The sequence below is a fragment of the Rhizobium sp. WSM409 genome (assembly GCF_057653825.1).
Map to the genome: position 1 here is coordinate 3620834 of NZ_CM172794.1, position 12738 is coordinate 3633571.

A 12738-nucleotide genomic window follows, 5' to 3' on the forward strand; every position below is an offset into this window, starting at 1 on the left:
CCAACAGCGACTAAAGTCTGAACCCGCCGCGCCTCTCTGCGGTTGTCTTTCGCGCGTCCTGCCCTAACCTCTTCATTCCCCGGGGTGGGGATATTGCTGCTGAAATCCTTGGGAGGAGATAGGAATGGCGCTTTCCGATATGACGCGACGTGCGGGCCTTGCGCTCGGTTTCGGTGTGCTTGCGGCCCTTGCCGTCGGCGCGTCTGCCACCGCTGCGGATTTTCCCGATCGTACGATCACCATGGTCGTCCCCTTCGCGGCCGGCGGCTCGACCGATGTCGTCGCCCGCATCGTCGCGCAGAAGATGTCGGAGGATCTCGGCCAACAAGTGATCGTCCAGAACGTCGCCGGCGCCGGCGGCAATCTCGGCGCCGGTAACGTCGCCCGCGCAGAACCGGACGGTTACACCATCCTGATGGGCACAGTCGCGACCCACGCCCTCAATCCGCTGATCCTGAAATCGACGCCATATGATGCAGAAAAGGATTTCGCACCGATCTCGCTGCTCGTCGTCGTGCCGAATGTGCTGGTCGTCAATCCGGAACTGCCGGCAAAGACCGTGCAGGAGCTGGTCGCGCTGCTGAAGGCCGAGCCAGACAAATACAGCTACGCCTCATCGGGCAACGGCACGCCGTTGCATCTTTCCGGTGAACTCTTCAAGTCCATGGCCGGCGTCAGCATGCAGCACATCCCCTATAAGGGCGCCGGTCCGGCATTGAACGACGTCATCGGCAACCAGGTGTCGATCATGTTCGACAACCTGCCCTCCTCGTCGAGCCACATCAAGGCCGGTACTCTGCGGGCGCTGGCGGTGACCACGGCCGAGCGTGCGCCGTCCTTCCCCGACGTGCCGACCGTCGCCGAGTCAGGCATTCCAGGTTACGAGACCTATACCTGGAACGCGCTTTTCGCCCCGGCCAAGACGCCGAACGAAGTGGTGATGCGCCTCAACGCCTCGGCTAAAAAGGCTCTCGCCGACCCAGCTGTCGCTGAACGCATGAAGGAATTCAGCGCCACCATCGTCGGCTCGACGCCGGAAGAACTCGCCGCCCATGTGAAGGCCGAACTCGCCAAATGGGGACCGGTCGTCAAGGGCGCCAACATCCAGATGGAGTGATGCCGAGCATGATGCCGAAAAGTGTGAGCGGCTTTCGGATGACATCATGCTCTATTCTTTAAATGAGAACAGGATTCAGATTTTAGGCCGACCCGGGCTGAAATCATCCTGTTCTCGGCATAGGCGCTGGCGCCCCCTCATTCGCTTGCGTCCAATGGAAACGGTGACAATTGGACGCTAAGCAACCCAATCCTGATTAAGGCAGTGGAAAAGCTCGCCATTTTGATCTAGCCTCCGCTAAGCTGATGGTTGCAATTCAGCGTTTTGGGATTTCGGGAGACATCTATGTATAAATTCGAAGTCTATAAGGATAAGGCCGGCGAGTTCCGCTTCCGCTTCAAAGCATCGAACGGGGAAGCTATGTTCTCGTCAGAGGGCTACAAGGCGAAGGCGTCCGCCATGAGTGCAATCGAATCCATCAAGAAGAACACGCCAAGTGCCGAAATCGTCGATCAGACGAAGGCCGAATCCTGAGCAGACCGGCAGCGGCGGCGTGATTGCCGCCCTGCCCTTTCGCGCCCGTAAGCAGCGCCGGCGCCCTTGAGCTCGGCTCGCTTGCTTGCGATTTCGGGCGCCATTTTTCTTTTTAGCATTTTTTTTCGAAAGCCATGTCGAAACGACCGGTGGCCGCGCCTCATTGTTTCGGAACGGCCGCGCCGCTCCGCCGGGCTTCATGGCTTTCGGGATCTCGATCCCCGACATCGGGATGCCCGGATCAACGTCAGCAACGAGATCAGGAGTTTTCCATGCAATATGCTCTCATCATTCGCGAAGCCGCCGAGGATTTCGCCCGCCGTAGCGATCCCGCCTATCGCGACGGCTGGGTCGCCTACAGCCAGGCACTCGCCCAGGCAGGGATCATGACTGGCGGCGCCGGGCTGACAGGCCCGGAGACCGGCACGATCGTGCGCCGCAAAGGCGAGGACCATGATGTGCAGGACGGGCCATATCCGGACGGCAAGGAACAGCTCGGCGGCTTCTATCTGATCGACGTCCCCGACATGGACACCGCGCTCGAATGGGCAATCCGCGTTCCGATCTCCGACAAGGGGTCGGTCGAGGTGCGCCCGCGCCTGCAGATGTGAGGCAGTCATGCCGCCCGATGCCAGACGCGCTGCCGAAAAGGTGGCGCGTCAGTCCTACGGCAAGCTGATCGCCTTTCTCGCCGCCCGCTCGCGCGACGTGCCGGCGGCAGAAGACGCATTGTCGGAAGCGCTGGCTTCGGCGCTTCGCGTCTGGCCGGAGCGCGGCGTTCCCGGCAATCCGGAAGCCTGGCTGTTGGTGGCTGCCCGCCGCAACCTCATGCAGGCTGCCCGCCACCGCACCGTCGAGGCCAATGCGCAAACGACGATATCGGTCGCCTTCGAGGAGGCGGAGGAACGCATGAACGCGGCCGGCAACGCCGTCTTTCCCGATGAGCGGCTGAAGCTGCTCTTTGCCTGCACTCACCCAGCCATCGACAGCTCCGTGCATACGGCGCTGATGCTGCAGACCGTTCTCGGCATCGAGGCGAGAACCATCGCACGGACCTTCGTCGTTTCGCCAGAAACGATGAGCCAGCGGCTGGTGCGGGCCAAGGTGAAGATCCGCGATGCCGGCATTCCCTTCGCCGTCCCGCCTCGCCCCGCCTTACCCGGGCGGCTGGCCGCGGTGCTTTCGGCGATCTACGCGGCTTACGGTCTCGGCTGGGACGGTCTTGACGGAGAGAACGAACGCCATTCGCTCGCCGGCGAGGCGATCTGGCTCGGCCGTGCGCTTCTGGCAGTGCTGCCGGACGAACCGGAAGCGATCGGCCTGCTCTCGCTGATGCTTCACTGCGAAGCCCGCCGCAGCGCCCGGCGCGACGATAGCGGCCGATATGTGCCGCTGGACGAGCAGGATACGACCGCGTGGAACGCGATCATGATTGCCGAGGCGGATGCGCTGCTGCGCAAGGCCGGCAGCTTCGACCGTTTCGGTCCCTTCCAGTGCCAGGCAGCGATCCAATCCGTGCATGCGGCGCGCCGGCTGTCGGGAACGACCGACTGGCAGGCGCTGACGACACTCTACGCGGCGCTGGTGATGATGAAGCCGACGCTGGGTGCGCATGTCAGCCAGGCTGCGGTGATCGGCAGGGCGTTCAGCGCCACTGCCGGCCTGGAGCGGCTCGACAAGCTCGATCCGCGAGACATCGCAAGCTACCAGCCCTACTGGGCGGTGCGTGCCTTTCTCCTGGCTCAGGCCGGTGATCATACCGCGGCAGCCGATAGCTATATGACGGCGATCGGCCTCAGCGACAGCGCCGCCGTGCGCGATTTTCTCGCCGTCCGGCTAAGGGACGCGCGGCAGGCGATATCAAGTTAATCACTTCTCGGTCAGCTTCAGCTCGATGCGGCGGTTGGTAGAGCGCGCATCCGGCGTATCGCCAGGCGCGATTGGTTGGAACTCGCCGAAGCCTGCGGCAACCAGCCGGTCGGCCGGTACGCCCTGTGCAATCAGGAATTTGACGACCGAAATCGCGCGCGCCGAGGAGAGTTCCCAATTGTCGCGATAGCGGCCCGTTCCGCCAAGCGGCACATTGTCGGTATGGCCATCGACGCGCAGCACCCAGTTGATCTCGGGCGGAATTTCCTTGGCGAGATCGAGAAGGGCGCTAGCAAGCTTCGCCATCTCGGTCTGCCCTTCCGGGTTGAGATCGGCGCCGCCCGAGGGAAACAGCACTTCCGACTGGAAGACGAACCGGTCGCCGACGATGCGGATATTTTCGCGGTCCGAGAGGATCTCCCGCAGACGGCCGAAGAAGTCGGAACGGTAACGGTTCAGCTCCTGGACACGGGCGGCAAGCGCCACGTTGAGGCGGCTGCCGAGGTCGGCGATCTTGGTCTGCGAGACCCGGTCTTTATCCTCCGACGCCTGAAGGGCTGCTTCGACGGCGGCAATCTGGCTGCGAAGCGCTGCGATCTGCTGGTTTAGCAGTTCGACCTGGCTGAGCGCTCGTTCGCTCACCTGCTTCTGCTCGTCGAGCTCCTGCGTCATCGAGCCGATCCGCTTCTGCGCCGCATCCTGACCGCCCGAACCGGCACTCAGCAGCGCTTGCAGCCGCGACCGGTCGCCTTCGGCGCTGGCAAGCGAGGCCTGCAGATTGGCGACCGAATCCTGGAGATCCTGGTTGCTGCCCTTTTCCAGCGCAAGAAGCTGCGTCAGCTCGTTGATCTGGCTGTTAAGACGATTGAGCACCTCATCGCGTCCGGTGATCTCACGGCTGAGTATGAACTGCCCGACGACGAAGACCGTCAGCAGGAACATGATGGAGATGAGCAGCGTCGACAGCGCGTCGACGAAGCCCGGCCAATAATCGACCGTGCGTTCGCGGCGCCGGTTGCGGGCTAGAGCCATGGCTTACTTGCCCTCGCTCTTTTCTGCCTGGCTGGCGCGGTCGCGCAAACGCTCGCCCCTCTCGCCTGCGCGCTCCTGCACGCCGATGCGTTCGGCAAGCCGGTCGAGCGTGCGGCGCATCGCCTTCGCCTCGTCCTGCTGTGCCTCGATCCAGTCGCGCAGCATCTGCTGCTCGTTGCGCATGTTCTTGACGAGGCCTTGAATGCCTTCGGCAAGGCTCGCCATGGCGGCGACGGAGCGCTGGCTGCCGGCACCACCCTCTTCCGAGACCTTGCGCAGATAATCGGAGAGCGCGCGCATGTCGTCCGACGAAGCGCCGGCAACGGCGTCGAGAGCCGGGGCAAGATGATCGGAGCCGACATCCGTGACCGAGGAGAGCCAGTTTTCCAGCTCCATATAGAAGCGGTTTTGCGCGCGGCCGGCCTGCAGGTCGAGGAAGCCGAGAATGAGCGAACCGGAAAGGCCGAGCAGCGAGGAGGAGAAGGCCTGGCCCATGCCCGAAAGCGGCGTGGAAAGCCCTTCCTTCAGCGCCGAGAGCACGTCCCCCGTGCCGTTCGAGCCGGCATCGAGCGACTGGATGACAATGCTGATCGAACCAATCGTGCCGATGAGGCCCCAGAAGGTGCCGAGCAGGCCGAGGAAGACCAAGAGGCCGATCAGGTAGCGTGAAACGTCGCGCGATTCGTCGAGGCGGCTGGCAATCGAATCGAGGATCGAGCGCAGCGCCGTCGTCGACAGCGACGCTGAGGACTTGCGGCTGCCGAGCAGCGCCCGCATGGGCGCAAGCAGCCGCGGATTGCGGTTGACCTTGTCGACGCTGCCGGCGGCGCGGAAGGAATTAAACCAACGCACCTCGGGGCGAAGCGCCAGTACATGGTTGAAAACAAGGATGATTCCGACCGCGAGAACGCCGACGATCAGGCCGTTGAGGCCCGGATTGTGCATGAAGGCGGTCTGCGTCTGGCGGAAGAGGATAGCGGCGATAAAACCGACGATCACGAGGAAAAGCAGCATCGTCCAGAGGAAGGGCATGGGGCTCGAAAGCCTGTTGGCATAAATGCCCGTCGTCTTTTCGGTGGAGCCGATCTCCGCCACATTCACATTTTCCATAGGTTACGCAGCCTCCGGATTCCCTGCTGGCGGAGACTAGAACAACATTGTGCCGAATTGAAGTATGCCGGGGAGAAAACCGTGACTTTACAACAGCCAGATTTTCGTTCGGTCACTTGGCGGGAACCGGCCGCTTGACGACTTCGATCAGCGCCTTGTGGATGATCTCGTTGCCGGCGACGATTGTGCCGCTCTCCAGCATCGTCGCGCCACCCTCCCAGTCGGTCGCGAAACCGCCGGCTTCACGGATGAGCAGGATGCCGGCCGCCACGTCCCAGGGCGCCAGTTCCGCTTCCCAGAAACCGTCGAAACGCCCGGCCGCGACATAGGCGAGATCAAGCGTCGGCGAACCCAGGCGGCGGATGCCTGCCACTTCGCCCATCACGTGACGAAGCTCGACCAGGAACTTGCCGTGATTGCGCTTGCCAAGCGCCGGCACGCCACAGCCGATGACGCAATCCGACAGCGCCCGGCGCGCAGCGACGCGCAGGCGCCGGTCATTGAGGAAGGCGCCGCCGCCGCGCTCGGCGGTATAGAGTTCGTCGGTCGCCGGATTGAAGACGACGGCGGCGACGATCTCGCCATTGCGTTCGAGCGCGATCGAGACAGCGAAGGCCGGGATGCCGTGCAAAAAGTTCGTCGTGCCGTCGAGCGGGTCGACGATCCAGCGATGCGCGCCGTCGGTGCCCTTGATTTCCTCGCTTTCCTCGCCGAGGAAGCCATAGGTCGGACGCGCCTTGAGCAGCTCTTCCCTGACGATCTTTTCGGCCTTGCGGTCGGCGGTGGAAACGAAGTCGCCCGGTCCTTTCACGGAAACCTGCAGGTTCTGCACTTCGCCGAAATCACGCCCCAGCGACTTTCCTGCCTTGAGGGCAGCCTGAACCATGACATTGAGAAGAGCTGAACGGGCCATCGGCGCATTTTTCCTTGGGACTGATACGGGGCGCGCGCGCTGCCAGGGGCGGGAAGTGTCCCTGACCATGCATGACAGGCAGCGCTGCGAAGATTGGCGGCCTCAAGACCACAAAATCAGGGAAATTTCAAGGGGACGCACGCATGGCTGCCCTGCGGCGTCGGAAACTATTCATTTTATTCTGGACAGACCAGTCCAATAAGAGTAGAAGCCTGGTCATGGCACGACACAAGGAATTCGATCGCGACACCGCCCTTCATGCCGCCATCGGCGTATTTACCGAGCATGGCTATGAAGGCACCTCAACCGAGGAATTGCTGACGGCGATGAAGATCAGCCGCCAAAGCATGTACGACACCTTCGGCGACAAGCGCGGTCTCTATCTGGAAGCGCTGAAGCGCTACAATGTGGAGAGCATCGATAAGATCATCGCCGATCTTCGCCACGACGGTCGGCCGATCGAGGCGCTGGAAGGTGCTCTTGTCGCTTTCGCCTCGCGTCCCGCTGCCGAGGCCCGGCGCGGCTGCCTCGGTGTCAGCGCCATCTGTGAATTCGGCCGCTCCGATGCCGAGGTCGCAGCTCTTACGGACAGCGCCGGCCGCGCGCTTCACGCGGCGATCGAAAGCCTTCTCGCTGAGGCTCGCAGGAGCGGAGAACTCGCAACAGAGATCGATATCGCCGACGCCATTCCGTTTCTCGGCGCTACGCTGTCGGGCATGAAAGTCAGCGCCCGAAACGGCGCCCAATCCGAGACGCTCCGCGGTATCGCACACATGGCAATCAGAAGCCTCCGCTGACGAACGGACAACTCCGAACTGACCTTTCCATGAGCAATTCTAGACTGATCAATCCAGAAACAAAGGAAACCTGCATGTCTCAACCCCTTTCCACCAAGATCGCCCTCGTCACCGGCGGCTCGCGCGGCATCGGTGCCGCTATCGTCCGAAGGCTCGCCGCTGATGGCGCCGCCGTCGCCTTCACCTATTCCAGCTCGGAGCACAAGGCGAAGGCGATCGTCGCCGAGCTGGAGGCTGCTGGCGGCAGGGCGCTGGCGATCCGGGCCGACAGTGCCGATGCGAAGGCCGTACAGGATGCCGTCGCGTTGACAGCCGGGCATTTTGGCGGTCTCGACATTCTCGTCAGCAATGCCGGCATTCTCATCCTCAACCCGCTCGACGACTATTCGCTCGAAGATTTCGACCGGATGTTCGCCGTCAACGTCCGCGCTGCCTTCGTCGGCATCCAGGCAGCGGCAAGACACATGAAGGAAGGCGGCCGCGTCATCACCATCGGCAGCGTCACCGCCGATCGCAGCGGCTTTCCAACCTCCGCAGTCTACAGCATGACGAAGGGCGCAATCGCCTCGATGACCCGCGGCCTCGCCCGCGATCTCGGCCCACGCGGCATCACCGTCAACAACATCCAGCCCGGCCCGACGGCGACCGACATGAACCCCAATGAGGACGATCATCAGCGCCTCAAGCCGCTGATGGCACTTGGCCGCCTGGGTGAGGACCGCGAGATCGCCGGCCTCGCCGCCTATCTCGCCAGTGCCGAGGCCGCTTTCGTCACCGGCGCCAGCCTGACGATCGACGGCGGTTATCTCGCCTGAATAGGGAATTTGCAGGGCTGTAACCAAAAACCGGCGGCATCCTGCGATACCGCCGGCTTCAGCCGGTTCCGTTGAAACCGACTTAAAACTTCTGCTGCGTTATCAAAACTTCGCGAGCGATCTGATCGAGCGGCAGGATACGGTCGACGCCGCCTTTGGCGATCGCCTCCTTCGGCATGCCGAAAACGACTGAACTCGCCTCGTCCTGCGCCACCGTGTAGGCGCCGGCCTGATGCATTTCCAGCATGCCGCGCGCGCCGTCGTCGCCCATGCCGGTCATGATGATACCCATGGCGTTCGAGCCGGCCGAGCGCGCCGCCGAGCGGAAGAGCACGTCGACGGAAGGCCGGTGTCGCGACACCAGCGGCCCGGTCTTGACGCTGACATAGTAGCGCGCACCCTGGCGCTCGAGCAGCATGTGCTTGTCGCCTGGTGCGATCAGCACATGGCCGCGCAGCACCGGATCGCCATCGACGGCTTCCTTGACCTCGACTTCGCAAAGCCCGTTCAGCCGCTTGGCGAAGGCGGCGGTGAATTTCTCCGGCATATGCTGGACGATCACCATGCCAGGCGCGTTGGCCGGCAGTTCCTCCAGGAACTCGCGCAGCGCTTCGGTGCCACCGGTGGAGGCGCCGACGCAGACGACCATCTCCGTTGTCTTCGCCATGGCCCGCCCCGTCGGTGGCGGCAGCATCACATCCGCCGTCAGCTTCTTGGCCGGCCCTTCCGCCGAAGCCGAGCGAATGGTTCCGGCGGCGCGGCGCACGTTGGAAAGCCGTGCATGCGAGGCGCTCTTGACGACTTCGCGAATACGCATCGCATCGTCGGAAAGGCTGTCGGCAGCCCCGATCTTCGATTTCAGGATGACGTCGACGGCGCCGGCCTCCAGCGCCTGGAGCAGCGTTTCCGATCCCGCCTCCGTCAGCGACGAGCACATCACGACGGGGATCGGCCGCTGCGACATCAGCTTGCGCAGGAAGGTGATGCCGTCCATGCGCGGCATCTCCACATCGAGCGTGATGACATCGGGGATCTCCTCCTGCAGTTTCCGCGCCGCCATGAAGGGGTCGGATGCCACCGCCATGATCTCGATATCGGGATCCTGCTCCAGCACATGGGTCAGCGTTTGGCGGATACTGGCGGAATCGTCGATGATGAGAACGCGGATTTTCTTAGCCATGAATGCCCCTAATGCATGCCGTCCAGAAGTGCGCAGCGGTTTTGGGATGACGCAATGCGCTTTAGATACGCTGAAACACCGTATTCGAGACCTGCTTCAACGGCAGATCGAAGCCGGTGATTGATTCAGAATGGCCGATGAACATGTAGCCGCCCTTCGCCAGGCAGGCACAGAGGCGGTTGAGAACACCGGCCTGAGTCTGCTTGTCAAAGTAGATTAGCACGTTGCGGCAGAAGATGACGTTCATCAACTCGCCGATCGCGTATTTCTCGTCCATCAGATTCATGCGGGCAAAACCGATCTTGCTGCGCAGTTTCGGCGTGATACGCACCTCCCGCCGACCCGGCTGCTTGGCTGTCAGCACGTATTTGCGCTGCAGATCGCGCGGCACAGGCGCGATCAAATCTTCCGGGTAGATGCCCCGGCGCGCCGTCTGCAGCACATCAGTGGAAAGGTCGGTCGCCAGAACGCTGTAGGAGACGTCGTTGCGGCCTTCGGCGAATTCCGCCAGCACCATCGCCATCGTGTAGGGTTCCGCTCCCGTCGAGCAGGCCGAACTCCAGGTGCGGATGGTCCGAACGCCGCTATTGACAATCATTGGCAGCGCTACCGTCTGCAGATAGTCGAAATGCTTGGCTTCGCGGAAGAAGTCGGTCTTATTCGTCGTCACCACGTCGATCAGGTAGACGGTTTCCTGGTCGAGGCCGTCATGATTGAACAGGAAATCGCAATAATCGTCGAAGGTCGCATGGTTGGTTGCGCGAAGGCGGCGCCTCAACCGCCCTTCGAGCATCGTCAGCTTGGTCGGCGGCATCTTGATGCCGCTATAATCGTAGATGAACCGGGCAAGCTTATCGAAATTGCGCTTGCTGATCCGGTCGCCCGGCAATTGGGTTTCCACCGCTGCTGCCATACTCATAGAATGCAGTACTCCGAGTTGATGCGCGGGTCAGGCCGCCGATTGCAGTACCGAGGCGTCCTCGCGCGACAGCAACCGTGCAAGGTCGATGATGACGACGAAGCCGTTTTCACGGCGAACGACGCCGGCGATATAGTCCGAGCGCCAGCGCACGCCGATATCAGGCGCCGCCTCGATCTGCTCGTGCCGGAATGGCGTGACTTCGAAGACGCGATCGGCGACGAGGCCAAGCGTCAGCAGCCGGTTTTCCATCGGCACGTCGAGGACGAGCACCCGCGTGTGCGGCGTCGGCACGGTCTTCGTCATGCCGAGCTTCAAGCGAAGATCGATCGTCGGCACGCCCTGCCCGCGCACGTCGCGCAGGCCGAGCAGATAGTCGGGACCATTCGGAATCTTGAAAGCTTCCGCATAGTCGAGGATTTCCCGTACCACCTCAACCGGCACGGCGAAAATCTCCTCGCCGAGGCTGAAGGTCACGAATTGCGCTTCCAAAGATGTCGTGGCCATGATCATGCGCTTTCCTTGAATTCGGCGTCTCCGTCATCGGGACCGCCCATGGAGAGATCGAGAGCGAAGCCTTTCGCCCGCGCCTGCTGGCCGGCGACGCTGTTGGCGGCCGGCTTCTTGGGTGCAGGCTTGCGGCCGGCGGCCGGAGCCGGGCTGCGAACCGTCATCCTGGCGGCCGGCGTGCGGGACTGGCGGTTGCCTGCAGTATCGACCTTGAAGAAGGCGATCGAGGCCTGCAATTCTTCCGCTTGAGTCGCGAGCTCTTCCGAGGTTGCGGACATCTGCTCGGAGGCGCCGGCATTCTGCTGCGTCACCTTGTCGAGCTGCTGGATCGCTTCGTTGATCTGCGAAGCGCCGACATCCTGTTCGCGGCAGGCGGCGCTGATCTCGGAGACCAGTTCCGCCGTCTTGCGGATATCCGGCACCAGCCGGCCAAGCATGTCGCCCGCTTCCTGAGCGGCCTTGACGGTATCGCCCGACATCGAGCTGATTTCGGCAGCAGCCGACTGGCTGCGTTCGGCAAGCTTGCGCACTTCCGAAGCCACCACCGCAAAGCCCTTGCCGTGTTCGCCTGCACGAGCAGCTTCGACGGCGGCATTGAGAGCCAAGAGATCGGTTTGGCGGGCGATTTCCTGGACGATACCGATCTTCTCGGCAATGGTCCGCATCGCCTGTACGGCGCGCGTCACCGCGTCCCCGCTGGCTTCAGCATCCTTGGCCGACTGGCGGGCGATCTTTTCGGTCTGGGCGGCGTTATCGGCGTTCTGCTTGATGTTGGCGGCCATCTCTTCCATCGAGGCGGAAGCCTCTTCGGCCGAAGCCGCCTGTTCGGTGGCGCCCTGCGATACCTGCTCGGAGCTCGAGGACAGTTCCTGGCTGCCGGCCGAAACATTTTCTGCGGCAGCCGCCGCATCAGAGACGACACCGCGCAGACGCTCGACCATCTGCTCGAGCGCAATGCCCAGCATGTCCTTGTCAGAAAGCGGCTTCGGCGACACGGTCAAGTCGCCGTTCGAGATCTGGCTGGCGATACCAGCAGTGCTGCGAAGATTATCCGTCATGACGTTGATCGTGTTCACCAGGTCCTTGATCTCGTCGTTGCTGTTGATCTCGGCCTTCTGGTTCAGGTCGCCGGTGGCGACGGCGTTGGCGACGTTCATGATCTTACGCAGGCCGCTGTTGATGCCGAGGGCGATCCACAATGCGGCGGCAAAAGCGATGACGGAGGCGCCGACGGCGATGCCGATCAGCAGGTTCCTGGTGGAACCATAAAGGGTTTCGGTATCGTCATCGGCCTGCGCCATTGACTTCTGCTGCTGCGCAACGAGCGCCGCGAAGACGTCTTCCAGTTCCGTAACGAGGGCGCGAACCTCTCCCGACGACAGGGCATTGGCCCCTGCCCTGTCACCACTTTCCTGGATGGAGGCGACTTTGTGGGAGCCCTCGGTGAAACGCTTGGCCAGTTCGATCAGCCTATCCCACGTGGGCTTGCCGTCGACAGTTGCAAGCTGTTGGCCACTCACCGCATAGGCCAGCATTTCGTCCATGCTCTTCGCCGAGTTCTGGTAGTTCTTCCTGGCCACTTCGGGATCCATTTCCAGAAGGGCATTCTTCTGCCAGCGAATGGCACTGAGCTCCGCAGCTTTTGCTTCCAGGGCCAGTTCCAGGCTTTTTGCAGGACCCGCGACAAGGTCGCCGACGGCGTCGTTCAGTGTGCTGAGGCTGATGATCCCATACACCGCGCTGCCCACCAGCAACAAAATGACGAAGCCGAACGCGGCCGCGAGCTTAAGCTTGATCGTGATACGCATCTCAATATCCTTTGTGAGAGCGACGTAATAAGTGTGAACCGGCTATTCCTTGGCGCTGCGTCATGCAGCAAAACCTTCCGGCGGACGAAGACTGCCCACGGATCTCCGTGCCGACAACCGCAGGCGCCGGAAGCATGCCTCGCGGGCGCATTAGCTGGCCCGCGACGAGTGCGACGCGATAGCGCTTAAGCGCT

The 12738-nt window shown here is 62.5% G+C and carries 13 protein-coding genes; 6 read left to right on the forward strand and 7 right to left on the reverse strand.

The genetic code is table 11. The features are described 5' to 3' along the window. The first annotated feature begins 124 nt into the window (after positions 1-124). The 4 genes from AC25BC_RS17960 to AC25BC_RS17975 all read left to right on the forward strand — a co-directional run bounded on the left by AC25BC_RS17960 (position 125) and on the right by AC25BC_RS17975 (position 3460). On the forward strand, positions 125-1117 hold the full coding sequence (locus AC25BC_RS17960) for a Bug family tripartite tricarboxylate transporter substrate binding protein (RefSeq protein ID WP_012758891.1): 993 nt from the start codon (positions 125-127) through the stop codon (positions 1115-1117). Positions 1118-1402: 285 nt separating this feature from the next. Next, positions 1403-1591 (forward strand): YegP family protein, encoded by a 189-nt coding sequence (locus tag AC25BC_RS17965; protein WP_003552601.1) that lies wholly within the window; start codon positions 1403-1405, stop codon positions 1589-1591. A 272-nt stretch (positions 1592-1863) separates the two neighbouring features. Next, positions 1864-2202, forward strand: a complete 339-nt coding sequence (locus tag AC25BC_RS17970) for a YciI family protein (RefSeq protein ID WP_012758892.1) — start codon at positions 1864-1866, stop codon at positions 2200-2202. A 7-nt stretch (positions 2203-2209) separates the two neighbouring features. Then, positions 2210-3460, forward strand: coding sequence for an RNA polymerase sigma factor (locus AC25BC_RS17975; protein ID WP_012758893.1), 1251 nt, complete (start codon positions 2210-2212; stop codon positions 3458-3460). Here AC25BC_RS17975 and AC25BC_RS17980 read toward each other — a convergent pair whose 3' ends face one another. The 3 genes from AC25BC_RS17980 to AC25BC_RS17990 form a co-directional block, all read right to left on the reverse strand. Next, on the reverse strand, positions 3461-4492 hold the full coding sequence (locus tag AC25BC_RS17980; protein WP_012758894.1) for a peptidoglycan -binding protein: 1032 nt from the start codon (positions 4490-4492) through the stop codon (positions 3461-3463). A gap of 3 nt (positions 4493-4495) precedes the next feature. Beyond that, positions 4496-5602, reverse strand: a complete 1107-nt coding sequence (locus tag AC25BC_RS17985; RefSeq protein WP_012758895.1) for a MotA/TolQ/ExbB proton channel family protein — start codon at positions 5600-5602, stop codon at positions 4496-4498. Positions 5603-5714: 112 nt separating this feature from the next. After that, positions 5715-6515, reverse strand: coding sequence for an inositol monophosphatase family protein (locus tag AC25BC_RS17990; RefSeq protein WP_012758896.1), 801 nt, complete (start codon positions 6513-6515; stop codon positions 5715-5717). Positions 6516-6733: 218 nt separating this feature from the next. Between AC25BC_RS17990 and AC25BC_RS17995 the strand changes: the two genes are divergently transcribed. Together AC25BC_RS17995 and AC25BC_RS18000 are read left to right on the forward strand one after the other, a co-directional pair. Next, entirely contained in the window at positions 6734-7312 is a 579-nt protein-coding gene (locus tag AC25BC_RS17995) for a TetR/AcrR family transcriptional regulator (RefSeq protein WP_041935571.1), read from the forward strand. Positions 7313-7386: 74 nt separating this feature from the next. Next, positions 7387-8127, forward strand: coding sequence for a 3-oxoacyl-ACP reductase family protein (locus tag AC25BC_RS18000; RefSeq protein ID WP_012758898.1), 741 nt, complete (start codon positions 7387-7389; stop codon positions 8125-8127). 82 nt (positions 8128-8209) lie between these two features. Here AC25BC_RS18000 and AC25BC_RS18005 read toward each other — a convergent pair whose 3' ends face one another. The 4 genes from AC25BC_RS18005 to AC25BC_RS18020 form a co-directional block, all read right to left on the reverse strand. Then, positions 8210-9307 carry a protein-glutamate methylesterase/protein-glutamine glutaminase gene (locus AC25BC_RS18005; protein ID WP_012758899.1) on the reverse strand — a complete coding sequence of 366 codons (1098 nt, stop codon included), beginning with the start codon at positions 9305-9307 and terminating at the stop codon, positions 8210-8212. A 61-nt stretch (positions 9308-9368) separates the two neighbouring features. Then, entirely contained in the window at positions 9369-10226 is an 858-nt protein-coding gene (locus AC25BC_RS18010; protein WP_012758900.1) for a CheR family methyltransferase, read from the reverse strand. A 30-nt stretch (positions 10227-10256) separates the two neighbouring features. Continuing rightward, positions 10257-10739 carry a chemotaxis protein CheW gene (locus AC25BC_RS18015; RefSeq protein ID WP_012758901.1) on the reverse strand — a complete coding sequence of 161 codons (483 nt, stop codon included), beginning with the start codon at positions 10737-10739 and terminating at the stop codon, positions 10257-10259. Next, positions 10736-12544, reverse strand: a complete 1809-nt coding sequence (locus AC25BC_RS18020) for a methyl-accepting chemotaxis protein (RefSeq protein WP_128438528.1) — start codon at positions 12542-12544, stop codon at positions 10736-10738. The genes AC25BC_RS18015 and AC25BC_RS18020 overlap by 4 nt, the downstream gene beginning before the upstream one ends. Between the last annotated feature and the right edge of the window lie 194 nt (positions 12545-12738).

Excerpts from the sequence above, each read along its gene's own strand:
- AC25BC_RS17980 (WP_012758894.1), bottom strand. The coding sequence starts at position 4,492 with ATGGCTCTAGCCCGCAACCGGCGCCGCGAACGCACGGTCGATTATTGG.
- AC25BC_RS17990 (WP_012758896.1), bottom strand. The coding sequence starts at position 6,515 with ATGGCCCGTTCAGCTCTTCTCAATGTCATGGTTCAGGCTGCCCTCAAG.
- AC25BC_RS17970 (WP_012758892.1), top strand. The coding sequence starts at position 1,864 with ATGCAATATGCTCTCATCATTCGCGAAGCCGCCGAGGATTTCGCCCGC.
- AC25BC_RS17965 (WP_003552601.1), top strand. The coding sequence starts at position 1,403 with ATGTATAAATTCGAAGTCTATAAGGATAAGGCCGGCGAGTTCCGCTTC.
- AC25BC_RS17995 (WP_041935571.1), top strand. The coding sequence starts at position 6,734 with ATGGCACGACACAAGGAATTCGATCGCGACACCGCCCTTCATGCCGCC.
- AC25BC_RS18010 (WP_012758900.1), bottom strand. The coding sequence starts at position 10,226 with ATGAGTATGGCAGCAGCGGTGGAAACCCAATTGCCGGGCGACCGGATC.
- AC25BC_RS18020 (WP_128438528.1), bottom strand. The coding sequence starts at position 12,544 with ATGCGTATCACGATCAAGCTTAAGCTCGCGGCCGCGTTCGGCTTCGTC.
- AC25BC_RS18005 (WP_012758899.1), bottom strand. The coding sequence starts at position 9,307 with ATGGCTAAGAAAATCCGCGTTCTCATCATCGACGATTCCGCCAGTATC.
- AC25BC_RS17975 (WP_012758893.1), top strand. The coding sequence starts at position 2,210 with ATGCCGCCCGATGCCAGACGCGCTGCCGAAAAGGTGGCGCGTCAGTCC.
- AC25BC_RS18000 (WP_012758898.1), top strand. The coding sequence starts at position 7,387 with ATGTCTCAACCCCTTTCCACCAAGATCGCCCTCGTCACCGGCGGCTCG.
- AC25BC_RS17960 (WP_012758891.1), top strand. The coding sequence starts at position 125 with ATGGCGCTTTCCGATATGACGCGACGTGCGGGCCTTGCGCTCGGTTTC.
- AC25BC_RS17985 (WP_012758895.1), bottom strand. The coding sequence starts at position 5,602 with ATGGAAAATGTGAATGTGGCGGAGATCGGCTCCACCGAAAAGACGACG.
- AC25BC_RS18015 (WP_012758901.1), bottom strand. The coding sequence starts at position 10,739 with ATGATCATGGCCACGACATCTTTGGAAGCGCAATTCGTGACCTTCAGC.